Origin of the sequence: Rosenbergiella sp. YN46 (genome assembly GCF_036620675.1) — a bacterium.
Classification (GTDB): Bacteria; Pseudomonadota; Gammaproteobacteria; order Enterobacterales; family Enterobacteriaceae; genus Jejubacter.
In genome coordinates this window covers 106,084-130,102 of the sequence record NZ_JAZHEE010000009.1, presented here as the reverse complement: position 1 = coordinate 130,102, position 24,019 = coordinate 106,084, and the positions used below count along the sequence as shown (strand labels likewise).

Here is a 24,019-nt window from a genome sequence, read left to right as displayed (position 1 = left end):
GGTCATTAAAAACAAAAAAACACCAGCTACTGTATTGAAATTAACAACACCGGAGTGTTGCCTGCTTCCAGTAAACCAGCGTTAAGTTTCAGACATCAATTATTTTTCCTGACGGGCATTTCGCCACGCCGCTAAATTAATTCATCGCTCCCGGGGAAAATATTAGTTAATGCTTTATAAATTTCACGAAACGTCTTATTAGACATTAAGAAAAGCAACAAGCGTTCTCTCAGTCAGCACCCTGGCACCAGCCAATCCGACACCAGCGGCCCAGGAAAAGAGGCAATCGGAGACTGACAGCACGCCGTGCTTCTGACAGAATATGCGCATCCCCCTTCACCCTTGAAACAGATGGAATCCTCTCTCTGATGGCAGCAAAGATTATTGACGGTAAAACGATTGCGCAGCAGGTTCGGCAGGAAGTTGCGCACCAGGTACAGGCACGGGTAGCGAGCGGGAAACGCGCGCCGGGGCTGGCGGTGATTCTGGTAGGCGCCAACCCGGCGTCGCAGATCTACGTCGCCAGCAAACGTCGCGCCTGTGATGAGGTAGGCTTCGTCTCGCGCTCTTACGATTTGCCGGAAACCACCACTGAAGCGCAGCTTCTGGCGCTGATTGACGAACTCAATGCCGATAACGCTATCGATGGCATTCTGGTTCAGCTTCCGCTGCCGGCGGGCATCGATAATGTGAAGGTGCTGGAGCGCATCGCACCCGATAAAGACGTGGATGGCTTTCACCCTTATAACGTAGGCCGTCTGTGCCAGCGCGCGCCGCGCCTGCGTCCCTGCACTCCACGCGGTATTGTGACCCTGCTGGAACGCTATAACATCGATACCTATGGCCTGAACGCCGTTGTGATAGGCGCTTCCAACATCGTTGGCCGCCCAATGAGCATGGAGCTGTTGCTGGCGGGCTGCACCACTACCGTCACCCATCGCTTCACCAAAAATCTGCGCCAGCACGTAGAAAACGCCGATCTGCTGATCGTGGCCGTTGGTAAGCCGGGCTTTATCCCGGGTGACTGGATCAAAGAAGGCGCCATCGTTATCGACGTTGGCATTAACCGTCTGGAAAGCGGAAAAGTGGTGGGCGATGTGGTGTTTGAAGAGGCGGCAAAACGCGCTTCCTGGATAACCCCAGTGCCGGGTGGCGTGGGGCCAATGACGGTCGCAACGCTAATTCAGAACACCCTCCAAGCCTGCGAAGAGTATCACGACCAGGAGGAAGCGTAAGATGGCAACCTTCTCTCTGGGTAAGCACCCGCACGTTGAACTGTGCTCCCTACTGAAACTCGAAGGCTGGAGCGAAAGCGGCGCACAGGCGAAGATCTTCATTGCCGAAGGACTGGTTCAGGTCGACGGCGTCACCGAAACCCGCAAGCGCTGCAAAATTGTCGCCGGTCAGACGGTCACCTTCGACGGGCAGAGCATTACCGTTACGGCCTGATTGATCCAATAACGACCTGCGCCAGGCGCAGGTCGTTATATTACCTGTTACAGGTGCTACGCCACAGATTGCGTCTCTCCCTCTTCTCTTTTGCGGCGCTGACCAGACAGATCGTCGCGAAACAGAACGAAAAAGAGAGCGGAAACAGCGGCTGCCACGATCGCAGGCCAGCTCCAGAAATCCTGCCACTGCGCCAGCCCTTTCGCACCGGGAGCATTCACCGTATGGTTGAACATCTGGCCGCAAACCGTCGAGGCGAATAGCAGTCCCACCCCATTTGAAACGATAAAGCGCAGGCTCTGCGCCTGGGCTTTAATGGCCTCACCGGCTTTCCGATCGACATAAATATCCGCCACCGTGAAGAAAAAATCCCAGCAAAATCCTTGCAGCAGTAGCCCCACCAGCACCCAGACCATGGCATCATCCACAGCGGCGTGCGCAAAGAACAGACTGCGAACCACCCAACATACCGCCCCTGTCAGTAACGTCACCTTAAAGCCCAGCCTCAACAGAATCAGCGACAACAGGAACATAAAAATGACTTCACTGGCGATGCCAATCTGCATCATGGTAGCGGCATTATCAAATCCCAGCGCCTTCAGAAATACCGGTATATAGGCGGAATAGGCCGTTTTGGGGATCATGAGCACCAGAATACTGAGCATCAGGATAGTGAAATTGCGATCCTTAAACAGCGCCAGCGCATCCAGACACAGCAGATCCCGGAGCGAGAAAGGCCGCCCCCGGGCCTTTGGCGGCGTATTCGGCAATGTAAAGCAGTATAGTCCCAGCGCCACGCCGGAAGCGGCGGCAATATACCAGGTCATGGTATCCCCCGAATAGCCCATCTGGCCGATGATAAAACCAATTGCCATAAAGCCGAAGGTACCGAAGACGCGGATAACCGGAAAAGATTTCACGCCGTCAATATGGTGAAAGCTAATGCTATTAGACAGCGCCGTTGTGGGATAGAACAGAATACCAACGATAAAAATCATCAGTAGCGTCATCGTGGTATTCTGAGCCTCGATAAACTGCGGGGTATAAAAAATTACGCAGGCATTAATCAGATGAAGGATCCCCATCACCTTCTGAGAAGCGAAGAAGCGATCGGCAATCATGCCGGTAAATAGCGGAGAGATAATCGTCGCCACACCGAGCAACCCATAGGCTGTCCCGATAATACTGGCCATACCGTATGAGCTTAATACCAGTCCCATCGTCATATTCCATGCCCCCTGCATGAAATACTGAACGAACATCATGATTAATAATCGGGGGGTTGTACTGTATTTCATTATTCATCCCTGGCTGTTAACAATAAGGCCATCCCACGCCGCAATCATATTTCTGGCCTGGCACCAGGCCGCCAGCGTCTCATGACATTGCGCGCTACTGTGTGAGATATGCGATAGCACCACCTGGCTCGCCTCGCCCTGGCTTTGCTGATCCCGAAGCTTCTCAACGGCGGCGCAAACGGTCAGCAAACTCATATGGTTATCGGTTCTCTCTCCCTCCTGACCACCATAGGTGCACTCCAGTATCGCGATATCGATGTCTTTTCCCGACAGCCAGCGCCAGGTAGATTCCGGAAACCAACCGGAGTCGTGGCCGTAAAACAGCGCGCAGCCGTCCTTTTCGATATAGTAGAGGTAGCACTGTTCCCATCTGGCATGATTCGCCAGTAACGGCGTTACCTGATACTCGCCGCACCGCACCGTGACAAACGGCACCAGACGATGGAACCGAAACCGCTGTTCGCTATAGCCCGTCAGGATATTCAGGCAACCGGTAATAGCCATATCGTTGCCATAAATATTAAGCGGATGATCCAGACCGTGACCGAAGCCTTCCATCCGGCTGAACAGTTCCCCGGCATTAAAGTGATCGGGGTGAGTATGGGTAAAGAGCAGATCGGTTATCGCCGAGGCATCAAGCCCATCGCGTAATACCTGATAACTGAAGGTTGGCGCCAGATCAATTAACAGAGTATCATCGATAATAACCGATGAATGGGTACGAATTTCCTTCCCTTTTATTTTTCGGGCCAGATTACAAAGGTCACAACGGCAGAACGGATTAGGAATTCCTTCAGACGCCCCACTACCAAGAAAATGAATTTTCATTATTGCCATCCTTGCTATTTTTATAGAAAAATTAAGAATTGCTTATTCTTAATTTTTCCGATAATGAACAAGTGGGCAGAATACTCAATGAAAAATGGGTGAAAAAGCGAGCGCAGTCAAAACAATAATGTCAGACAAACAGACAGGCGATAGAATTTTATGCCTCAGCTCGCAACAATTTATGGAATGCAGCTTCTGACAACAAAAACGCCCACGGCGGTATAAGCCCTGGGCGTAATGGTGAAACGCACGCGGAAAAAACGACTTACGGCGCCAGGTGGTTCCCGGCAGGCCGTTTTCTGGCGCAGTGCCATCTCGTTCAGGCGCTCGCGCGCCATACCAGGCAGTACCGAACAGGCTTTCGGCGTGCTGAATTAATGTCTATCACTTCGCGAAAGCGCGCCTGGCTACCGATTCCTCCTCATTCAGGGGAGGAATAAACATTTTCCCCCATGCCAGATACAACGCGATATAGCGTTCCACAAACGCCCGGAAACTGGGAGTGACGATCAACCCTTCCGGTGCCTCACAGAAAAAACCGCGTGCTATCCCCAACGTCACCAGAGTGCTAAAATGCGATCGGGATATGCGTAATTCCCTGGCCAGTGATTTCAGACTGGATGCATTAATTATTGTTTCTCCCGATACCCGAGCTACCCGCCGATAGATATCCAGAATAAAAATACGGCCTCCGTCACGGTCGATAAAATCAATCGACTCGGGGAAAATCAGATTGTAAATCAGTCCCCGGGTTAATGACTCCCCAGCCCGAAAATAAAAATGCTGGCGAAATAACGGCTCATCGATACGATCAATAACCGGCACTTTGCCGGGGTACAGCAATGCCAGAGGCGAAAACACGCTTTTCTGCACCGCTTTCAGCTCCACCAGCGCCTTATCTTCCGGGGTAATAGTGATTTTTCGCCGATCGGCAGCATCACGCCTCATGGCCAGCCGACCGCTGAATCGTAAAAAATCAAGAATGGCAATAATACGGTTTGTCCCCGATATATTATAACGGGCGCACAGCATTTTTACTTCCGACAACGACGTGACCTGATTACCAAAAACAAAACAACACAATGCCAGAATGACGCAAAAGCGGGATTCCCTGAAGGCGAATTTATAAAAAAAAGGGTTAGTCTTATACAGACTGACCATAATATCACAGTGGCTTAATGCAGCCTGACAAAATACCGGTGATTCGGTAATTTCCCTGCAATACTCCAGCAGTAATTGTTTAGATACAAACATAGGTATTTATGTACCGAAATCATTTTCTTCAATTCTCAGTGAACATGCCTCCTTGCTCACTGCCTGTAAAAGAAGGCACAGCCAGCCGGTTATCTTGCATGGCTGTGTCTTCAGGCACTGCTTAGCGCAGTACGCTATCCCTGGTGGATATTAACCAGATACCGGTACCCTTTAATCTCGCCATGCCCCAACCATCTGACGCCGTTATACATTACGAGCGGTTGACCGTTTTCTATCTGATATTGATATCGCATGCTGCGGCTACCCGGGCGAAGATAATCGGCAAGCGTATATTTTGCTTTCAACATTCGATCGACGATCTCACCAGCTCGTTCGTTGTATAAGGCCCAGACGGCTTTCTGATATTCATTCTCATCAGCATAGTGACGATCGGCGGTGCGGGCAGCAATATCAGCCAGGATATCCAGCATACGAGCCACCAGCGGTGTCAGCGGTACCATTTTTTGCTGGAAGTTCGCATCGTCCCTCATGGCTTCGCCATAAGCATCCACGGGTGCCAGCAGCGTCGCTGCCATCCAGGCGGCGCAGGTCTGCCGTGCCGCAGACTCATCCATACGGGAGATAAAATCAAACCCCGCGTCCATACCAGCCAACTGTCGCACATCGACATGACGCTCCTGGAACAGCCTGGTGAACTGTTCCCCGGTCAGTTCACCGCTGGCCCGCTGACACACCCAACTCATAATGTTCTGATTCCAGCGGCCGTCGAAGAGCGGAACCCGGGAGGTAATGGCCTGCTGAATCAGCGGTAATGCCGCTACACGCTGACCGCGGGCCTTTCCGTCGCCTTTTTCTGCGTTGTCGCAGCCCATCAGCAACACGGCGCCGACCAATACCATCAATAATTTTTTCATTGCCTCACCTTTACCACTGATAACCCACGCCGACGGATCCGCCAAAATCACTCTGCGAGTTACCGCTCGCCTGTAGTTTGGTGATCCAGTGACCGTTTTCCGATATATGGGAAACGCCAACGGCGATGGCTGATGCCCCCCCGTAACTCCCACCTGCAACGCCGACCAGGCTGGAGTCAGGCTGGTACGCCTGTGGAATGCCAGACAGCGCCATCGCCGATGCAATCCCTGCCGTTAACTTGCCCTGAACGTCGCCGATGCGTTTATTCAGATGATCAACCTGGCGATTGGTGTAGTTTTGCAGGCTGGCGAACCCTTCATTCATCTGGCCTACCGTGGCCGCATCACTCGCATTCACGCCGCGACCGACATGAGTTATCCGACGTTCATGGCCCACATCGCCAACCGATACCGTATTTTCTTCTTTCGCGACTGACCCACTCCCCAGAGCGACGGCGTTTTTCGCCGTCGCTTTACTGCCGCTTCCCAGCGCCAGCGCATGGCTTCCTTCTGAGCGGCTGCCATCGCCGATCGCAATGCTATGCTCGCCGGTGCTTGTCGACTGCGTTCCCACCGCTATGCCGTTGGACTTCGCGGCGCTGGCGCCAGCGCCGATCGCGATGGCATCTTTTCCCGCGGCCTGCGGGCGGTTCGCTTTATCCGAATTCACCGCCAGCATGGAGGAATCTCCGAGCTTGCCGGTGATATCCCGCAACTGCCCCACCGTAGCGGCATCGTTATCTGCCCCCCCGTTGCTAACGCCGCTAACACGTCGATCGCCGCTGGCGCCGGAAACGGAAACCCTGTCGCCACCGCTCTCTTTTGCAATATCGACGCTTCCATCAGGCTCAGACTGCTGTACCAGCCCGGTTTTACCCTCAATCACGTCCTGAACGCTGTTTGACAGATGGCTGATATCATTCGTGTTCTTCTGAACCTGCTGATTGGTGGCATAGAGCTGACTGCCGTTTACCGCATCGCTGCTGCTGGCGCTCACCGCCCCTTTCGCCACACCGGAGACGACCCGATCGCCCCCGGTGCCGCGAACATCAATTGTGTTTGCGTTACTGGCGGCGCCAATCGTAATTTTGTTGCCCGCACTGGCGATTTGAACCAGACCGCTACCGCCGGCAACCAGACTGTTAATCGCGGAAGTATTCCAGGTCACGGCACCATCAAGCGTGGAAAGTGCATCGCCAACGTTATGCTTCAGATCTCCCTGAACGCGGTAAGAGGGCGCGATAAACTGGCTACCGTCGATAACGCTGCCCCCCCCGCCTAATGCTTCTGCCGTACGGCTAAGCGAGGTATTAGTCAGGAACAGTTGGCTGCCGGTGACCGCCTCGCTGCTGTCGGCCGCAACTTTACCCTCGCGGATGCCGCTCAGGGTGCGCGCCCCGTCGCTGCCGCTGAAGTCCACGCTGGTGCCACCACTGGCCGCCGCCACGGTGATCGCCTTGCTGGTGGCGTCCTGACGAACCAGCCCCACCGAGCCGCTGCTGATATCGCTCTGCAGATTGCTGATACTGGTCGCGTTACCGGAAACCGAGGTGTCCAGCGCCGTCAGCGCCTCTCCCACCGTGCCGCGGGCCGCCCCCTGGATTTGATATTCCGGCGCCGTAAACTGTCCGTCGGCGCCGATGGCCGCGCCGCCGCCCAGAGAATCAACGGCCGCAGAAAGATTCGCGCCAGCCTGATCCAACGCGCTGTTGGTCGCAAATAGCTGGCTTCCGTTGACGCCATCGGTACTGGTTGCCGAAAGCTGCCCCGCCGCCACATTTTGTAACTGGCGCTCTTTACCGGCGCTCCCGATGCTCACGGCGGATGTTGGGGCGCCCCCCCGCATAATTGTATTGCTGTCCATTAAGCTGTGACGAGGCAGTCGCCACCACGTCTGAGGTTTCTGACTCACTGCCCAGCGCGATATCCCCGTCTTTATTCGCAATCGCCCCCATCCCCAGCGCGACGCTGTTCACCCCTTTGGCCGCCGATACGGGCCCGATAGCAACTGCTGAATCTGCGGTCGCTTCCGCCCCAACGCCCACAGCAACACTCGCCGTGCCCGATGCCAGCGCCGATACGCCAAACGCCTGCGCAGCTGCTCCCGTTGCCGTCGCATTGCTACCAAAAGCGGTAGAATAGTTGCCCGTAGCATAGGAGCCGCAGCCCGTGGCAAACGAATAGACCCCATAAGCGGTCGGCAATTCACTTGTCGCGCCGCCCGTCAGAGCCCCCTGAAAGCCAATATTGCCAGAGGTGGTACCATCCCCCGTCCAGACGACCTGGCTGGTAGAAGTACCATAGGGATGGTAGCTACCAAACGCCGTATTGTTCATAAAACGCTGGAACTGTTCATAAGCAGAGATAGCCCCACCGGTGGCGCTGGTCACACCGCGTCGACCAATCACATTATCCGCCCCGCAAAAATCATCATCGCCGGCAAGAACCACACTGCCATGACTGCCACAGGAATAAGACGATCCGGTTCCCGAAGTAGAGAGGTTGGCCCCCCCGTCAGTGCGGTATTTGCCGCCTGAGCGAAATGAAATGGATAAAGCGCAGAAGCCGTCATGATAAAATATGACAGCGGAGAGATTTTGAATTTCATCAACAAGTTTCCCTGGCTCGGCATTAAATATGCCAGCCCGTTCCATTTTTTACATATTCAAAAATCATCAAGCCATCAGGGATATCAACCCCGTTCATTTCCTTGCCACAATGTATTTCGGAAAAGAAATATCTCAATGACCTTTATTTATCATTCGCTTAATACTTGATTAAGTTATTTATATCCATGTACAACACAAAAAAACGATATCACGGAATATTCTTATTATCTATATACCTACAGTTTAATAACCTTTATGAAACACCACATTTAAGTAAGCCACTTCTTTTTTTTCGCCGCAAAAACAACAACAACAGACTGAATTTAAACACATTTTTATGACTCTTGCTTATCGGTAGTCGCCGCTCGCTCCGGCATGAAATGATAAAACTAACATCAAATTAATTTCCCACGTAAACTATAAGCATAAGAAATCACCCCAAAATCTATTTACATTCCGGGCTCTCAACCATAAAGAACATAACAACAGCGAGTATATTTTTTTGCACCAATGGACAGGTGCATGCGCAAAAATAAAATACAGAGGATATTTTACAGATCAGGATTTAATTAACGACAGGAGACCTTTTCCAGGCATATTCCGATAAAGTAAGGAGCGCCACAACATGCCGTTTCATGGAAAGTGAAAGAAGAAGGAGGGATTTATCATGTCGCCCCCGCCGATTTCTCTGGTCGGGGGCAATAATTGAAGGATTTATTTACGACGCCAGGTGGTTCCCTGCGGCCCGTCTTCCAGCACAATGCCCATCTCGTTCAGGCGATCGCGTGCCATATCCGCCATGGCCCAGTCCTTCGCTTTACGGGCATCATTACGCTGTTTAATCAGCGCTTCAATTTCCGCCACTTCACCATCGTCGGACTGCGCGCCGCTTTGCAGAAACTGTTCCGGCTCCTGCTCCAGCAGACCCAACACCGCAGACAGCTTGCGCAGATGTGCCGCCATTCCGTTAGCCGCCGCCATATCTTCCGACTTCAGGCGGTTAACCTCGCGCGCCATATCGAACAGCACCGAATAGGCTTCCGGGGTGTTGAAATCATCGTCCATCGCTTCCCGGAAACGTGCTTCAAAGGCATCGCCGCCCGCAGCCGCCACCGAGCTGTCGGTGCCGCGCAGCGCGGTGTACAGACGCTCCAGCGAGGCGCGGGCCTGCTTCAGGTTCTCTTCGCTGTAGTTAAGCTGGCTGCGGTAGTGGCCGGACATCAGGAAGTAACGGATGGTTTCGGCATCGTAGTGCTTCAGTACATCTCGCACGGTGAAGAAGTTGCCCAGCGATTTGGACATCTTCTCACGATCCACCATCACCATACCGGAATGCATCCAGTAATTCACATATTCGCCGTCATGAGCGCAGGTGGACTGCGCGATTTCGTTTTCGTGGTGCGGGAACATCAGATCCGAACCGCCGCCGTGAATATCAAAGTGGCTGCCCAGCTGCTTGCAGTTCATTGCGGAGCACTCGATGTGCCAGCCCGGCCGCCCCTCTCCCCACGGGGAAGGCCAGCTCGGCTCACCAGGCTTGGACATCTTCCACAGTACAAAGTCCATTGGGTTGCGTTTGGCATCGGCGACTTCCACCCGGGCGCCAGCCTGCAACTGCTCCAGATCCTGGCGCGACAGCAGACCGTATTGCGGATCGGTCGGCACCGAGAACATAACATCGCCATTACCGGAAACATAGGCATGGCCGCGTTCGATCAGGCGCTCGGTCAGCGCGATAATTTCCGGAATATGATGCGTGGCGCGCGGTTCGCTGTCCGGGCGCAGAATATTGAGCGCGTCAAAGTCCTTGTACATCTCAGCGATCATGCGATCCACCAGCGCGCCGAAGGATTCACCGTTCTCCTGCGCACGGCGAATGATCTTATCGTCGATATCGGTGACGTTACGCACATATTTCAGCTTATAGCCCAGAAAACGCAGATAGCGCGCCACCACATCAAAAGCGACGAAAGTACGGCCATGGCCGATATGACACAGGTCGTAAACGGTTATCCCACACACGTACATCCCCACTTCACCGGGGTGAATAGGTTTAAACTCTTCTTTCTGGCGACTCAGGGTATTAAAGATTTTCAACATCTTTCGATTCCATGTATACGTGTGTCAGGGGGAAAAGCACTATATCTTACCCGGAATTGCCCGGGGACGCAGCACGCTTTGTCAGGTGATTCCGCCCGCTGAGTTATGCTATAAAGTCCCACTCGCTTGCAGTAACACGCACGAACAATTTTAAGGATCATAACATGGTTACTTTTCACACCAACTTTGGCGATATCGTTATCAAAACCTTCGACGATAAAGCGCCGGCTACCGTGAAGAACTTTCTGGATTACTGCCGTGAAGGCTTCTACGACAACACCATTTTTCACCGCGTAATCAATGGCTTTATGGTTCAGGGCGGCGGCTTTGAGCCGGGTATGAAGCAGAAAACCACCCGAGATCCGATTCAGAACGAAGCCAATAACGGCCTGAAAAACACCCGTGGCACCCTGGCCATGGCGCGTACTCAGGCGCCCCACTCCGCCACCGCTCAGTTCTTTATCAACGTAGTAGATAACGACTTCCTGAACTTCAGCGGCGAAAGCCTGCAGGGCTGGGGCTACTGCGTCTTCGCCGAAGTAGTGGAGGGAATGGACGTGGTCGACCAGATCAAAGCCGTCGCTACCGGCCGCAGCGGCATGCATCAGGACGTACCGAAAGAAGACGTTATCATCAAAAGTGTGACCGTCAGCGAGTAATTCGTGGCCACCCTGTTTATCGCAGATCTTCATCTCTGCGCGGAAGAACCGGCGATTACCGCCGGTTTTCTGCGTTTTCTGGCGGGCGAAGCCAGAAAAGCCGAGGCGCTCTATATTCTGGGCGATCTGTTTGAAGCCTGGATCGGCGACGACGATCCCGCTCCCCTGCACCGCCAGGTGGCGCAGGCGTTACGCGCTCTCGTCGACAGCGGCGTCCCCTGCTTCTTTATTCACGGCAATCGCGATTTCCTGGTCGGCGAACGCTTCGCCAGAGAGAGCGGAATACAACTTCTGCCCGAAGAACAGGTGCTTTCGATCGACGGACGCCGGGTACTGATTATGCACGGTGATACCCTGTGCACCGACGACCATGGCTATCAGGCCTTCCGTGCCAGGGTGCATCAGGTCTGGCTGCAAAAGCTATTCCTGGCGCTGCCGCTTTTCCTGCGCCAGCGCATTGCCGCGCGAATGCGCGCCGGAAGCAAAGCCGCCAATGGCAGTAAATCCATGGAGATCATGGATGTGAACCAGCAGGCCGTGTGCCAGGCGATGTCGCGCCACCAGACGCGCTGGCTGATCCACGGCCATACTCATCGCCCGGCTATCCACCCCCTTGAGGTTGACGGCGAACCGGCGTGGCGCTGCGTACTCGGTGCCTGGCACAGGGAAGGGTCGATGATTCGCGTAAGCGCCGACGATGTAGAGCTGATTACCTTCCCGTTCTGAGGACGAGCGCTTTTTAAGGTTATTTTTAATTCAGGATTAATGCGATGAAATCCACTTCAGAAACCCTGTTGGCCGCGGGCGGCATCCTGCTACTGGCTTTCCTTTCCTGTCTGCTGCTGCCCGCGCCGCTGCTGGGTCAGGAACTGGCGCAGAAGCTGATGCGCATTTTCCACTTTGTGGATATGAATCAGCTCTATACCATCGTTTTCTGCCTGTGGTTCCTGTTTCTGGGGATCGTTGAATATCTGGTGATTCGCTTTATCTGGCGGCGCTGGTTCGCCGTCTGAGCCAGGCAGAGGTTGCGGGCAACGTCGCTACGCAACCGTTTTCCTTCCCGGTTTTACGTGCTATTCTCTGAGCCCTCATTTGTGATGAACGCCGTCGTTTTATCCCTATCCACAGGAGTTTCAGGACGCATGTCTTCAAACCAGGCTACCCGCATCGCTATTGTTATGGGTTCCCGCAGCGACTGGGCCACCATGCAGTATGCCGCCGATGTCCTTACCGACCTTAATGTTCCGTTTCATGTCGAAGTCGTTTCTGCGCACCGCACGCCGGACAAACTGTTCAGTTTCGCCGAAACCGCCCATGACAACGGCTATCAGGTTATCATCGCAGGCGCTGGCGGCGCCGCCCATCTGCCCGGCATGCTGGCCGCCAAAACCCTGGTGCCGGTGCTGGGCGTGCCGGTACAGAGCGCGGCCCTGAGCGGCGTGGACAGCCTCTACTCCATTGTGCAGATGCCGCGCGGTATTCCGGTGGGAACCCTGGCCATTGGCAAAGCGGGAGCGGCTAACGCGGCGCTGCTGGCCGCCCAGATTCTGGCGCAAAACGACGCAGAACTCTGGCAGCGCCTGGAAACGTTCCGCCGCCAGCAGACCGAAGAGGTGCTGGAAAATCCCGATCCCAGGGAGGAAGTATGAATCAGGTTTGCGTACTGGGTAACGGCCAACTGGGCCGGATGCTGCGTCAGGCCGGTGAGCCGCTCGGCATTGCCGTCTGGCCGGTAGGGCTGGACGCGGAGCCGGAAGCCGTTCCGGTTCAGCAGAGCGTTATCACCGCGGAAATCGAACGCTGGCCGGAAACCGCGCTGACCCGCGAACTGGCCCGCCACCCGGCCTTTGTAAACCGGGATGTTTTCCCCATTATTGCCGATCGTCTGACCCAGAAGCAGTTGTTCGACAGGCTGAAGCTGGCCACCGCCCCATGGCAGTTGCTGGCCTCCCCGGATGAATGGCCTGCGGTATTCAAGCGCCTGGGCGACCTTGCCATCGTCAAACGCCGCACCGGCGGCTACGATGGCCGCGGCCAGTGGCGTCTGGGCCCGGATGATACCAACACGCTTCCCGATGAATGCTACGGCGAGTGCATTGTCGAACAGGGCATCCGTTTTTCCGGCGAGGTGTCGCTGGTCGGCGCCCGCGCCCATAACGGTGCTATGGTGTTCTATCCCCTCACCCATAACCTGCATCAGGACGGCATTCTGCGTACCAGCGTCGCTTTTCCCCATGCGGACGCCGACCAGCAGCGCCAGGCGGAGTCGATGCTGGGCGCCATTATGCAGGAGCTTAATTACGTGGGCGTGATGGCGATGGAGTGCTTCGTGACTCCCGCCGGTCTGCTGATTAACGAGCTGGCTCCCCGGGTACACAACAGCGGTCACTGGACCCAGAACGGCGCCTCTGTCAGCCAGTTTGAACTGCACCTGCGCGCCATTCTCAGTCTGCCTTTGCCACAGCCGGCGGTCGACAGCACCTCGGTGATGGTGAACCTGATCGGCAGCCCGCTAAACTACGACTGGCTGAAGCTGCCGCTGGTGCACCTGCACTGGTATGACAAAGAGGTACGCCCGGGCCGTAAAGTGGGCCATCTCAACCTGAGCGCCGGCTCCCCGCGCCGGTTAAGCGATACCCTTAAGGCCCTGACGCCGCTGCTGCCGCCAGAGTACGCCAGCGGACTGGCCTGGGCCCAGGCCCATCTTAACAGCTGATATTCCCTTGCAGGCGGGCCTGGCGTCCGCCTGACATCGCCTGAAACGCACGATATTCCACCCTGGACATTGCGCCCACACACGCAGGCTACGTAAAATAGCGCCACTGCACTTTGCATTTCATTCGCCACGGAACCCTGCCGTCGGCCATAAGGTTTGTTCAATGGATAACGCATCCCCGGTGCGTCCTGATACCCAGGGCTACCGTGACATTATTCTTTCCGGCGTGCCGCTGCTGGATGTGCGCGCCCCGGTGGAATTCGCTCAGGGCTCGCTGCCAGGCGCCCGCAATCTGCCGTTAATGAATGACGACGAACGCGCTCGGGTGGGTACCTGTTACAAGGCAGAAGGTCAGAAAGCCGCGATAGCGCTTGGCCACTCGCTGGTATGCGGCGAGGTACGGGAAGCGCGCATGAGCGCCTGGCGCGACTGGTGCCGGCGCCATCCCGACGGCTATATCTACTGTTCGCGCGGCGGCCTGCGCAGCCACCTGGTGCAGCAGTGGCTGCGGGAAAGCGGGGTACAGGTTCCGTTAATCGAAGGCGGCTATAAAGCGGTGCGTCGCTATATGATGAGCGCCCTTGGTCGGTTGAGTCAGCGTCCAATGCTGCTGGTCGCCGGTAATACCGGCTGCGGAAAAACGCTGATGGTGCGCGACTTCGCCTGCGGCGTCGATCTGGAAGGGCTGGCCCGCCACCGCGGCTCCTCCTTCGGGCGCACCACCGAGCCTCAGCCCAGCCAGGCAAACTTCGAAAACCGCCTGGCGGCCATGATGGTGCAAAAATCCCGGGCCCAGAAGGGCTGGGGCGATTTCTTCTGGCTGGTGGAGGACGAAGGCCCGGCCATCGGCTCACGCCATATTCCCAAACCCTTTCGGGCGCAGATGGAACAGGCGGAAATCGTGGTGATTGACGATCCGCTCCCGCTGCGGCTTGAACGTCTGGAAGAGGAGTACTTTGTCAGCATGGCGGCGGCCTTTATCGCCCAACAGGGTGAAGAACCCGGCTGGCTGGCTTTTGCGGAATATCTGCGTCACGGCATGTCCGCCATTCGCCGCCGCCTGGGAGAAGAGCGCTTTGTTCAGCTAAATGGGATTCTTGAGCAGTCGTTGCAGGAGCATCAACGGCGCGGTAACGCTGCGGCCCACCTTGACTGGCTCACGCCGCTACTGCGCGACTATTACGATCCCATGTATCGCTACCAGCTCGCTAAAAAAGCGCAGAGAATTGTGTTCGAAGGGGATTCGCAGCAGGTCAGGGAGTGGCTGGCGCAGCGCGGCGCCCGCTAGAAGGAAGACCGCGGGCCGCAACGGCCCGCGGATAACGACATCAGAAGTCGTAACGCACACGCACCAGGTTCATATCGCCCTGATCGTCGGTGCTGGAGGTAAACACGTGTTCGTACTGGACGGAGAACCCGTAGTCGAACTTGAAGTTGATCCCCAGACCGTTGTCGATACGCTTCCAGTTGGTGCCGTTCACGAACTCCAGACGGTCGCCCATGACGTACGGCTGAATGCCCTTAACCAGGTACTGGTTGATCGGGAATTCGTAACCGATGAAGTATTCATAACCCCAGGCGTCATCAGCAAAGTAGTTATCTTTGGTGACCAGTGAACGGGTGAATCCACTCTTCATCGGCAGATAGTTCTGGTACCAGCCCAGACCTGCCGCCAGCGTCCAGTTATCCGGAGTCCAGCTCAGCGCCGTACCGTAGATATTCTGGTTATAGGTGGTGCTGTCGGTGCCATCATAGTTGCGAACTTTAGCACGGGTATAGTTCCACGCCAGACCCCAGGTCAAATCGTCGTTGATGTGGTAATCCACACCCAGCGAGCCGCCGCCTTTACGCTTGTACTGCCCCTTACCGTCGTTCAGGTTCAGCGTATCGTCGAACAGCCACGCGGCGTAAACGTCGAAATCACCGTAGGTGTTTTTGTATTTCAGCATTTTACGGGAACGATAGGAACCATCGTAGTCGCCGTTAATACCGTTGCCCGGCGCCTGGCCCAGCATATCGTAGTCCCAGATATCGGTTTTCACACCAACAACATCATAGTAGACGCTGTTCTGCTGACCGAAGGTCAGAGTACCCCAGGTATCGCTCTTGAAACCGGTATAGAGCATACGACGAGTGGTATCGTTAGCGCCGTCGGCATAGTGGTTGTGCCACTTCAGAACCGCCGGAATGTTCACGCCCAGCTCGTAGTAGCTTATCCAGCTGATGTCATCGAACAGATAGTAGTCGGCAGCAAAGCGGAAACGTGTGCCGCCGTCGAAAACGTTACGTTTATATGAACCATTATCATATCCGCCTGTCATATTGTTTATCTGCGGACGAATACTACCGCCAACAGTAAAGTTCAGACGACTCAGCGGATTCCCTGGTTGCGGATCCTGCTTGATTAACGTGATTTCTGCCTGAGCCGCGAACGAAGTCGCGCCCAGTACCACCGCGACGCCGACCAGTTTTGCCAGCGCAGTTATTTTTGTTTTCATTTTTTATCCCTTATTGCCAGTGCTTGCCAAAAGCACAGGCATGTTATCGTTTATTTGTTGCAATTTCGGATGACTCTTTAACGTTCCGTGCTGTTAAGGGATACATATTTTATGAACAAATGTTACAAAAATAAAAAATTGCCACATAACGTGATGTGGCGCACAGAATATGGAAATTAGCTGCTAAATTGTCGGTAAAAACCGCGACCCTTCAGCAATCGGATTCCCAGCCAGCCGCCGCACAGCGACAGCAAAACGCCACCGCACAGCGGTAAAATAATCCACAACCGCCACTCCGGCTCCCAGGGGAAATCGAATACCCGGGTCTGTAACATCGCCAGCGCCGTTTCGGCCCCCAACGCCGCCACCAGACCCGATACCACGCCCAGTACCGCAAATTCGCACCACAGCGTGGTTCTGAGTAGCCGCTTACCGGCCCCCAGGGTGCGACACACCACCAGCTCCTGATGACGCTGGCGCATTCCTACCTGAACCTGAGCCAGCAACAGGAGTATTCCGCAGGCGGTCACCAGAATCACCATCACCTCCAGCGCGCGGCTGACCTGCTCCAGTACCTGACCGACCTGCTTCAGAATCGCACCGATATCCAGCAGGCTGACGGTGGGGAAATGGCGGTTCAGATCGGTCAGCATCCGCGAGTCGCCTTCCCAGCGCATACTGGTCAACCAGCTTTGGGGCTGACCATCCAGCGCTCCCGGCGGGAAAACGAAGAAAAAGTTAGGACGCAGGCTTTCCCACTCCACGCGGCGCAGGCTGGTGACTTTCGCGCTGAAGCGCTGCGTATCGCCGGTGAAGGTCAACTGCTGCCCCAGACGGATATTCAGGCGCTTCGCCAGCCCCTCTTCTATTGACACTTCCCCCGTTTTGGGCGGCCAGCTTCCGGCCACCACCGGGTTACGGGGCGGTAGATGGCTTTGCCAGGTCAGATTCAGCTCGCGGTTCAGCGCCTCGTCGCGATGGCCTTCGGTGCTTTTACCGTCGATTTCAGTCAGACGGGCCCGCACGATGGGGTACCAGGCATCGGGGATCAGTTGGTGATCGGCCAGAAACTCCTTCAGCGGCTGTATCTGTTGCGGACTGATATTGACCAGGAAGTAATTGGGGCTGTCAGGCGGCAATTGCTGGCGCCAGCGATCCAGCATATCGCTACGCAGCACCAGCAGCAGCGCCAGTAGCATAAAAGAGAGCGAAAAAGCCGCCAGTTGGCTCAGAGTCGCCCAGGGCTGGCGCAGCAGACGACTAACCGCCAGACGCATCGGCAACGCCCCCAGCGTCAGGCGGCCAAGCAGGCGCAGCAGCAGCCAGCCCGCCACGCCGCACAGCGCCGCCAGAACCACGGCACCGGCCAGTACCGCCCACAGCAGCATACTGCCGCCCATTAACAGCGCCAGTAACGCCACCACCACACAGGCCATCAGCGGCAGCCAGATCTTTAACGGCCAGACGTTAGCGACCGCGTCTCGACGCAGCACCCTCACCGGACGCGTCGCCAGCAGTAACCGATACGGACGCAGCCCCACCAGCAGGGAAATCACCGCCATACCGCCAATGGCCCATAGCCAGGGCCAGAGGCTGGCGGCAGGCAGCGACACCGGCAGCACCGGTGCCAGCGCGCGCAGCAGCAGCCGTTCAAACATCAGCCCCACCGCGCCCCCCGCCAGCGCCGACAGCGCCAGCAGCATCAGCCACTGACCGACGATCAGCCTGCGTAGCGCAGAGCGGCCGGCGCCCAGAGTTTTCAGGATTGCCACCAGATCGTAGCGGCTACGGCAATAGTGGCTCATCGCCACCGCCACCGCCGCCACCGCCAGTAGCAGCGTCAACAGCGCCGAAAGCAGCAGGAACTGACGCGAACGCTCCATCGATTTGCCCAGCGCCCCTTCGTCCTGATCCAGTCCGTACCAGCGCTGTTCCGCCGACAGCTGCGGGGTAAGCCAGGATTCGAACCGCGCCAGCGACGACTCAGAACCGCCGAACTTATAGCGCCAGGTCAGACGGCTGCCGGGCTGCACCGCCCCGGTAGCGGGAACATCCGCCAGGTTCATCATCAGGCGCGGCGCCATCCGGAACGGGTTAAACCCGGCATCCGGCTCCTGTAATACCTCGCCGGCGATCTTCAGTGTGGTATCGCCGACGTCCAGAGTATCGCCGGGCTTCAGCCCCAACAGCGCCATAAGCCGGGGTTCCAGCAGCGCCGCACCGGGCGCCGGCTTCAGCCCCTGTGGACGTGTCACCAGCTCGCCGTACATCGGGTAGATATCATCCACCGCTTTAACGCTCGCAAGTACCGGACGTTCCCCGGCGAACGTCATGGTGCTGAAGGTAAGCTGCCGCCCCACTTTTAGCCCATCGCTGCTCGCCTGGTTCAGCCAGCCATCCGGTACGGCGCGCGGCGCCCGTAACGCCCGATCGCCGGCCAGAAATTCCCGGCTTTGCTGACTGAGCCCGCGCTCCATCCTATCGCTGATATTGCCCAGCGCCAGTACGCAGGCCACCGCCAGGCTCAGGGCCATCCAGACAATCAGCAAAGAGGGCGAGCGCCATTCGCGCCAGAACCAGCGTATAACCATTACGCCTCCTTCAACCGGCCGTCGCTCAGACGCAGGCGACGATCGCAACGCGCCGCGAGCAGGGGATCGTGAGTCACCAGGATCAGGGTGGTGGCGTGATCCCGGTTCAAAGAGAAGAGCAGATCGGCGATTCGATCGCCGGTCTGCCTGTCCAGGTTGCCGGTGGGTTCGTCGGCGAACAGCAGCGCCGGACGGCCAATAAACGCCCGCGCCAGCGCCACCCGCTGCTGCTCTCCACCGGAAAGCTGGGCAGGAAGATGGTGAAGCCGTTTACCCAGCCCCAGCTGTTCCAGTAATGTTCTGGCCTGCTCACGACTGGCGGCGTCGTTCTCGCCGCGCAGTAGCGCGGGGAGTTGCACGTTTTCCAGGGCGTTCAGCGTCGGCACCAGCATAAACGACTGAAAAACGAAGCCGATGCTGCTGGCGCGCAGCGCTGCCCGCGCCTCTTCATCCATGGCGTGGAGCGCTTTTCCCAGCAGCATGACCTGACCGCTGCTACCGTCGTCCAGCCCCGCCAGAATCGACAGCAGCGTCGACTTACCGGAGCCGGATTCGCCGATCAGAGCGATGGTTTCGGCTGGTTTGACAACAAGCTCAACTCCGGTAAGGATGGAGAGCTCGTGCTCCCCCTCTCCGACGGATTTCTTAAGATGATGAACTTCAAGAATGTTTTCCGCTGGCATCTACCCTTCCTGTTACTGGCTATGATGGTTGCCCGCGCGGCCAGTGCGGACACCTTACTGGTTCTTGGGGATAGCCTGAGCGCCGGTTATCGGATGTCCGCCAGCGCCGTCTGGCCCGCACTGCTCAATAAAAAATGGCAGCCTGACATCCAGGTGGTGAACGCCAGTATCAGCGGCGACACCTCGCCACAGGCGCTGGCACGTCTGCCCGGACTGTTAAAACAGCACCAGCCGCGCTGGGTGCTGATTGAGCTGGGGGGCAACGATGGCCTGCGCGGCTTCCCGCCCGCCGACATCGAAAATACGTTGCGCCAGGCGATTAACGAAGTGAAAACCGCCCAGGCCCAGCCGCTGCTGATGCAAATTCAGCTCCCGGCCAACTACGGTCGGCGTTACAATGAGGCCTTCAGCGCCATTTATCCCAGGCTCGCGAAAGAATTTTCCGTTCCCCTGCTGCCCTTCTTTATGAAAGAGGTTTATCTCAAACCCGGGTGGATGCAGGACGACGGTATCCACCCCAGCCCGGAAGCCCAGTCGTTTATTGCAGACTGGATGGCCGACAAGCTGGCTCCCATAGTTAATCACGGCTCCTGAACCGCCGGGGAATAAACGACGTAAAGTTATGCAAAAAAACGTGTTAATCACAGGCTGTTCCAGCGGCATTGGTCTTGCCTGCGCCGCTGAACTGCAGCGCCGGGGCTGGCGTGTACTGGCCGCCTGCCGCAAACCGGATGACGTCGCGCGCATGAACCAGCTGGGCTATACCGGTATCGAGCTCGATCTGGATTCGCCGCAAAGCGTATCCCGGGCCGCGCAACAGGTGATTGAATTAACCAACGGCCGCCTGTATGGGCTGTTTAATAACGCGGGATATGGCGTCTATGGCCCGCTGACCACCATCGATCGCTCACAGATGGAGCAGCAGTTCGGCGCCAATTTCTTTGGCGTTCATCAGCTCACCATGCTGCTGTTACCGGCGATGGCGCCCCACGGCGAAGGACGAATCGTGATGACCAGTTCAGTAATGGGGCTGATAGCCACCCCCGGGCGCGGCGCTTACGCGGCCAGCAAGTACGCCCTGGAGGCCTGGAGCGATACCCTGAGAATGGAGCTACGTCACAGCGGCATTAAGGTCAGCCTGATCGAACCCGGCCCGATTCGCACTCATTTTACCGCCAACGTGAACCAGACCCGCAGCGATGCACCGGTAAAAAACCCGGGGATCGCCACCCGCCTCTCGCTTGGCCCTGAAGCCGTGGTGGCGAAGGTATGCCACGCGCTGGAAAGCCCACGCCCCAAATTGCGCTATCCGGTCACCCTGGTCGCGCATGCCATAAGATTACTGAAACGCCTGCTTCCCGACCGGGCGCTGGATAAAATATTGCAGGGGTGAGTTGAAGCACGACATCGTGCCCCCATGTATACCCTAAATAATTCGAGTTGCAGGAAGGCGGCAAGCTCGTGAATCCCCGGGAGCATAGCCGTACTATGTGACCTGGGTGAACGAGCGCGGCCAACGCACCTGCAGCTTGAAGTATGACGGGTATAGAGATGAAACGCTAAACAGAGAGCAACCCATGTCCACACAGACGATTATCGACATCAGCGAAGCAAACCTGCGCCAGACCCTGGAACAATCTATGACGGTTCCCGTACTGTTTTACTTCTGGTCAGAACGCAGCCAGCACTGTCAGCAGCTTACCCCGGTGCTCGAAAGCCTCGCCAACCAGTATCACGGGCAGTTTGTGCTGGCGAAGGTGGACTGTGACGCGGAACAAATGCTGGCTTCGCAGTTCGGACTGCGCGCCATTCCGACCGTTTATCTGTTCCAGAACGGTCAACCGGTGGACGGTTTTGAAGGCCCCCAACCGGAAGAGGCCATTCGCGCTCTGCTGGATAAAGTGCTGCCGCGCGAAGAAGAGCTGAAAGCGCAGGAAGCGACCCAACTGATGCAGGAAGGCAAATTCGATGAAGCGCTGCCGCTCTTAAAAGACGCCTGGCAGCTTTCCGGCCAGGCCAGCGAGTACGGCCTGCAACTGGCGGAAGTTCAGCTGGCCCTGAATCGCCCGGACGATGCCGAAGCGGTGCTGAAAACCATCCCACTTCAGGATCAGGATACCCGCTATCAGGGGCTGCTGGCGCAGATCGATCTGCTGCGCCAGGCGGCAGACACTCCGGAAATCCAGCAGCTTCAGCAGCAGGTTGAACAGAACCCGAACGATCCTCAGCTTGCGAACCAGCTGGCGCTTCAGCTTCAACAGGTAGGACGCAATGAAGAGGCGCTGGAACTGCTGTTCGGTCATCTGAAGCAGGATCTGGGCGCAGGCGACGGCGAAGTCCGCAAACTGTTTCAGGAAATTCTGGCCGCACTGGGTACCGGCGATCCGCTGGCTTCCCGCTTCCGCCGCCAGCTCTATTCCCTGCTTTACTGATTCCGGCATGCCTCACGGGGCGATGACGGCCCCGTTTTACCCCTTCTGTTGCCTGGCGTTTCCTTAATTTTGCGCCCCCTCTTCTGAATCCTCAAAAAATGGCGCTATCCGTTAGTATTAGCCACACTTAAACGCATATAATTCATCCGGGCTTTATTATCACGATGTTGAATATTCGGCGGGTTGAGCGAAAACAGGAGGGTTTTCGATGATGATGGTGATTCTGGTTCTGATTATTGTGGCGCTGGTGGTGGTGGCCGCCGGAGTGAAAATCGTTCCTCAGGGTTTTCAGTGGACCGTGGAGCGTTTCGGGCGCTATACCCGCACACTACAGCCGGGCCTGGGGCTGGTGGTGCCGTTTATGGACCGCATAGGCCGTAAAATCAATATGATGGAGCAGGTGCTTGATATTCCTTCCCAGGAAGTTATCTCCCGCGATAACGCCAATGTCTCTATCGACGCTGTGTGCTTTATTCAGGTAATCGACTCCGCTAAGGCGGCCTATGAGGTCAGCAACCTTGAACTGGCCATCATTAACCTGACCATGACCAATATCCGTACCGTGCTCGGCTCTATGGAACTGGACGAGATGCTCTCTCAGCGCGACAGCATCAACAGCCGCCTGCTGCATATCGTCGATGACGCCACCAACCCCTGGGGCGTGAAAATCACCCGTATTGAGATCCGCGATGTGCGCCCCCCTGAGGAGCTGATTTCATCGATGAACGCTCAGATGAAGGCGGAACGTACCAAACGCGCCTACATTCTGGAGGCGGAAGGGGTACGCCAGGCCGAAATTCTGAAAGCGGAAGGCGACAAGCAGTCGCGTATTCTGCGCGCCGAAGGGGATCGCCAGTCGGCATTCCTGCAGGCCGAAGCGCGTGAGCGCCAGGCCGAAGCGGAAGGTCGCGCCACCAAAATGGTTTCTGAAGCCATCGCCGCCGGGGATATCCAGGCCATCAACTACTTTGTCGCCCAGAAATATACCGAAGCGCTACAGCAAATTGGCGGCGCCGAAAACAGCAAGGTGGTGCTAATGCCGCTGGAGGCCAGCAGCCTGATGGGCTCCATCGCCGGGATCGGCGAACTGCTGAAGGAGAGCGCGAAAGAGCGTAAGCCATCATGATTGCCGCCATGCTGGTCGAACATCCGCACGTTTTCTGGCTGACGCTGGGTGGCTTACTGCTGGCTGCCGAGATGCTGGGCACCGGCGGTTATCTGCTGTGGAGCGGCATCGCCGCCGTGATTGTCGGCGTTTTAAGCTGGCTGCTGCCCCTGAGCTGGGAATGGCAGGGAGCCAGCTTCGCGCTGCTGACAGTGCTGTGCGCCTTTTGCTGGTGGCGCTGGATGGCCGCACGCAACCGCGAACAGCCCGCTAACGGCATCAACCAGCGCGGCCAGTCAATGATTGGCCAGGTGCTGGTGCTGGATGAAGCCCTGATTAACGGGCGCGGCCAGGCCCGGGTCGGCGACAGCCGCTGGCCGGTAGTCGCCGACCACGATCTGCCCGCCGGATCGCGGGTAAAAGTGGTGGCGATAGAGGGGATCACGCTGCGAATAGAGGCCTGCGCCTCAGGCCTGTGAGCGGCGACAGCAGCCGGAAAGGTTATCGATAATCGGACAGTCGGCGCCATCGTCCCCCGGACAGCTTTCCGCAAGCGCCAGCAACTGCTGGCGCATCCCCTTCAACTCTTCGATATGGCGTTCAATATCCGCCACCTTTTGCAGAGTACGTGCTTTCACGTCTGCGCTGTGGCGCCGGGGATTATTAAACAGGCTAATCAGTTCCCGACACTCTTCCAGATTAAAGCCCACCTGGCGCGCCTGGCGTAGCAGCGTCAGCTCCTCAAGATGCTTCTGGTCATAGCTGCGATAGCCATTTTCGCTGCGAATCGGCGCCGTCACCAGCCCCTTCTCTTCATAAAAACGGATCGCTTTACTGGTCAGCCCGGTGCGTTTCGCCACGTCGCTAATGTTCATGCTGCCTCCTGTATGTTGCTACCGGCTAGTTTACGCGCAATAACCAT

General features: G+C 56.6%; 24 protein-coding genes and 3 pseudogenes. 13 read left to right on the top strand and 14 right to left on the bottom strand.

What is annotated here, in order from left to right; genetic code table 11:
• Nucleotides 1-368: 368 nt before the first annotated feature.
• Complete coding sequence (gene folD / locus V3W49_RS09840; RefSeq protein ID WP_500145172.1) at nucleotides 369-1,235, top strand: bifunctional methylenetetrahydrofolate dehydrogenase/methenyltetrahydrofolate cyclohydrolase FolD; 867 nt, start codon at nucleotides 369-371, stop codon at nucleotides 1,233-1,235.
• 1 nt (nucleotide 1,236) lies between these two features.
• On the top strand, nucleotides 1,237-1,449 hold the full coding sequence (ybcJ, locus tag V3W49_RS09835) for a ribosome-associated protein YbcJ (RefSeq protein ID WP_500145171.1): 213 nt from the start codon (nucleotides 1,237-1,239) through the stop codon (nucleotides 1,447-1,449).
• A 56-nt stretch (nucleotides 1,450-1,505) separates the two neighbouring features.
• Here the strand turns inward: ybcJ and V3W49_RS09830 are convergent, their stop codons facing one another.
• From V3W49_RS09830 to cysS, 10 genes and pseudogenes are all read right to left on the bottom strand, one after another.
• Entirely contained in the window at nucleotides 1,506-2,747 is a 1,242-nt protein-coding gene (locus V3W49_RS09830; RefSeq protein ID WP_500145170.1) for an MFS transporter, read from the bottom strand.
• Between the two features lie 3 nt (nucleotides 2,748-2,750).
• A complete protein-coding gene (locus tag V3W49_RS09825) occupies nucleotides 2,751-3,575 on the bottom strand; it encodes an MBL fold metallo-hydrolase (RefSeq protein ID WP_500145169.1) in 825 nt (274 codons plus the stop codon).
• A gap of 384 nt (nucleotides 3,576-3,959) precedes the next feature.
• Nucleotides 3,960-4,523 carry a hypothetical protein gene (locus tag V3W49_RS09820; RefSeq protein ID WP_500145168.1) on the bottom strand — a complete coding sequence of 188 codons (564 nt, stop codon included), beginning with the start codon at nucleotides 4,521-4,523 and terminating at the stop codon, nucleotides 3,960-3,962.
• Nucleotides 4,524-4,963: 440 nt separating this feature from the next.
• On the bottom strand, nucleotides 4,964-5,704 hold the full coding sequence (locus V3W49_RS09815) for a hypothetical protein (RefSeq protein ID WP_500145167.1): 741 nt from the start codon (nucleotides 5,702-5,704) through the stop codon (nucleotides 4,964-4,966).
• 10 nt (nucleotides 5,705-5,714) lie between these two features.
• Nucleotides 5,715-6,038, bottom strand: a pseudogene (locus V3W49_RS09810) (YadA-like family protein); the annotation flags it as partial.
• 5 nt (nucleotides 6,039-6,043) lie between these two features.
• Nucleotides 6,044-6,197 (bottom strand): annotated as a pseudogene (locus V3W49_RS09805) (trimeric autotransporter actin-nucleating factor BimA); the annotation flags it as partial.
• A gap of 18 nt (nucleotides 6,198-6,215) precedes the next feature.
• Nucleotides 6,216-7,550: pseudogene (locus tag V3W49_RS09800) on the bottom strand (hypothetical protein); the annotation flags it as partial.
• Entirely contained in the window at nucleotides 7,501-8,112 is a 612-nt protein-coding gene (locus V3W49_RS09795; RefSeq protein WP_500145166.1) for a hypothetical protein, read from the bottom strand. The gene V3W49_RS09795 and the pseudogene V3W49_RS09800, both read right to left, overlap by 50 nt.
• Entirely contained in the window at nucleotides 8,109-8,312 is a 204-nt protein-coding gene (locus tag V3W49_RS09790; protein WP_500145165.1) for a hypothetical protein, read from the bottom strand. Before V3W49_RS09790 ends, V3W49_RS09795 begins: the two co-directional genes overlap by 4 nt.
• A 715-nt stretch (nucleotides 8,313-9,027) precedes the next feature.
• Nucleotides 9,028-10,413 (bottom strand): cysteine--tRNA ligase, encoded by a 1,386-nt coding sequence (gene cysS, locus V3W49_RS09785; RefSeq protein ID WP_500145164.1) that lies wholly within the window; start codon nucleotides 10,411-10,413, stop codon nucleotides 9,028-9,030.
• A gap of 164 nt (nucleotides 10,414-10,577) precedes the next feature.
• On the opposite strand from cysS, the gene ppiB reads away from it, so the two are divergent.
• From ppiB to mnmH, 6 genes are all read left to right on the top strand, one after another.
• Complete coding sequence (gene ppiB / locus V3W49_RS09780; protein ID WP_500145163.1) at nucleotides 10,578-11,072, top strand: peptidylprolyl isomerase B; 495 nt, start codon at nucleotides 10,578-10,580, stop codon at nucleotides 11,070-11,072.
• Between the two features lie 3 nt (nucleotides 11,073-11,075).
• Nucleotides 11,076-11,798: a UDP-2,3-diacylglucosamine diphosphatase gene (gene lpxH, locus V3W49_RS09775; protein ID WP_500145162.1), complete on the top strand. Its 723-nt coding sequence runs from the start codon at nucleotides 11,076-11,078 to the stop codon at nucleotides 11,796-11,798.
• 44 nt (nucleotides 11,799-11,842) lie between these two features.
• Nucleotides 11,843-12,085, top strand: coding sequence for a DUF1158 family protein (locus V3W49_RS09770; RefSeq protein ID WP_500145161.1), 243 nt, complete (start codon nucleotides 11,843-11,845; stop codon nucleotides 12,083-12,085).
• A 129-nt stretch (nucleotides 12,086-12,214) separates the two neighbouring features.
• Complete coding sequence (gene purE, locus V3W49_RS09765) at nucleotides 12,215-12,721, top strand: 5-(carboxyamino)imidazole ribonucleotide mutase (protein ID WP_500145160.1); 507 nt, start codon at nucleotides 12,215-12,217, stop codon at nucleotides 12,719-12,721.
• Nucleotides 12,718-13,788: a 5-(carboxyamino)imidazole ribonucleotide synthase gene (gene purK / locus V3W49_RS09760; protein ID WP_500145159.1), complete on the top strand. Its 1,071-nt coding sequence runs from the start codon at nucleotides 12,718-12,720 to the stop codon at nucleotides 13,786-13,788. Before purE ends, purK begins: the two co-directional genes overlap by 4 nt.
• Before the next feature lie 163 nt (nucleotides 13,789-13,951).
• On the top strand, nucleotides 13,952-15,076 hold the full coding sequence (gene mnmH, locus V3W49_RS09755; RefSeq protein ID WP_500145158.1) for a tRNA 2-selenouridine(34) synthase MnmH: 1,125 nt from the start codon (nucleotides 13,952-13,954) through the stop codon (nucleotides 15,074-15,076).
• Between the two features lie 40 nt (nucleotides 15,077-15,116).
• Here mnmH and V3W49_RS09750 read toward each other — a convergent pair whose 3' ends face one another.
• From V3W49_RS09750 to ybbA, 3 genes are all read right to left on the bottom strand, one after another.
• Nucleotides 15,117-16,286, bottom strand: coding sequence for a porin (locus V3W49_RS09750; protein WP_500145157.1), 1,170 nt, complete (start codon nucleotides 16,284-16,286; stop codon nucleotides 15,117-15,119).
• Nucleotides 16,287-16,462: 176 nt separating this feature from the next.
• On the bottom strand, nucleotides 16,463-18,877 hold the full coding sequence (ybbP, locus tag V3W49_RS09745) for a putative ABC transporter permease subunit YbbP (protein ID WP_500145156.1): 2,415 nt from the start codon (nucleotides 18,875-18,877) through the stop codon (nucleotides 16,463-16,465).
• A complete protein-coding gene (gene ybbA, locus V3W49_RS09740) occupies nucleotides 18,877-19,560 on the bottom strand; it encodes a putative ABC transporter ATP-binding protein YbbA (RefSeq protein ID WP_500145155.1) in 684 nt (227 codons plus the stop codon). The genes ybbP and ybbA overlap by 1 nt, the downstream gene beginning before the upstream one ends.
• On the opposite strand from ybbA, the gene tesA reads away from it, so the two are divergent.
• The 5 genes from tesA to V3W49_RS09715 all read left to right on the top strand — a co-directional run bounded on the left by tesA (nucleotide 19,528) and on the right by V3W49_RS09715 (nucleotide 23,576).
• Nucleotides 19,528-20,154 (top strand): multifunctional acyl-CoA thioesterase I/protease I/lysophospholipase L1, encoded by a 627-nt coding sequence (gene tesA / locus V3W49_RS09735; protein WP_500145154.1) that lies wholly within the window; start codon nucleotides 19,528-19,530, stop codon nucleotides 20,152-20,154. The genes ybbA and tesA overlap by 33 nt on opposite strands.
• Before the next feature lie 28 nt (nucleotides 20,155-20,182).
• Entirely contained in the window at nucleotides 20,183-20,953 is a 771-nt protein-coding gene (locus V3W49_RS09730) for an SDR family oxidoreductase (RefSeq protein ID WP_500145153.1), read from the top strand.
• Between the two features lie 184 nt (nucleotides 20,954-21,137).
• Nucleotides 21,138-21,992, top strand: coding sequence for a co-chaperone YbbN (locus V3W49_RS09725; protein ID WP_500145152.1), 855 nt, complete (start codon nucleotides 21,138-21,140; stop codon nucleotides 21,990-21,992).
• A 208-nt stretch (nucleotides 21,993-22,200) separates the two neighbouring features.
• Nucleotides 22,201-23,118 (top strand): SPFH domain-containing protein, encoded by a 918-nt coding sequence (locus V3W49_RS09720; RefSeq protein WP_500145151.1) that lies wholly within the window; start codon nucleotides 22,201-22,203, stop codon nucleotides 23,116-23,118.
• The gene (locus V3W49_RS09715; protein ID WP_500145150.1) at nucleotides 23,115-23,576 is read left to right on the top strand and encodes an NfeD family protein; all 462 of its coding nucleotides are present in this window, start codon (nucleotides 23,115-23,117) and stop codon (nucleotides 23,574-23,576) included. The genes V3W49_RS09720 and V3W49_RS09715 overlap by 4 nt, the downstream gene beginning before the upstream one ends.
• On the opposite strand, the gene cueR is transcribed toward V3W49_RS09715, so the two are convergent.
• On the bottom strand, nucleotides 23,565-23,972 hold the full coding sequence (gene cueR, locus V3W49_RS09710) for a Cu(I)-responsive transcriptional regulator (RefSeq protein WP_500145149.1): 408 nt from the start codon (nucleotides 23,970-23,972) through the stop codon (nucleotides 23,565-23,567). The two genes, V3W49_RS09715 and cueR, sit on opposite strands and share 12 nt — an antisense overlap.
• Nucleotides 23,973-24,019 lie beyond the last annotated feature (47 nt).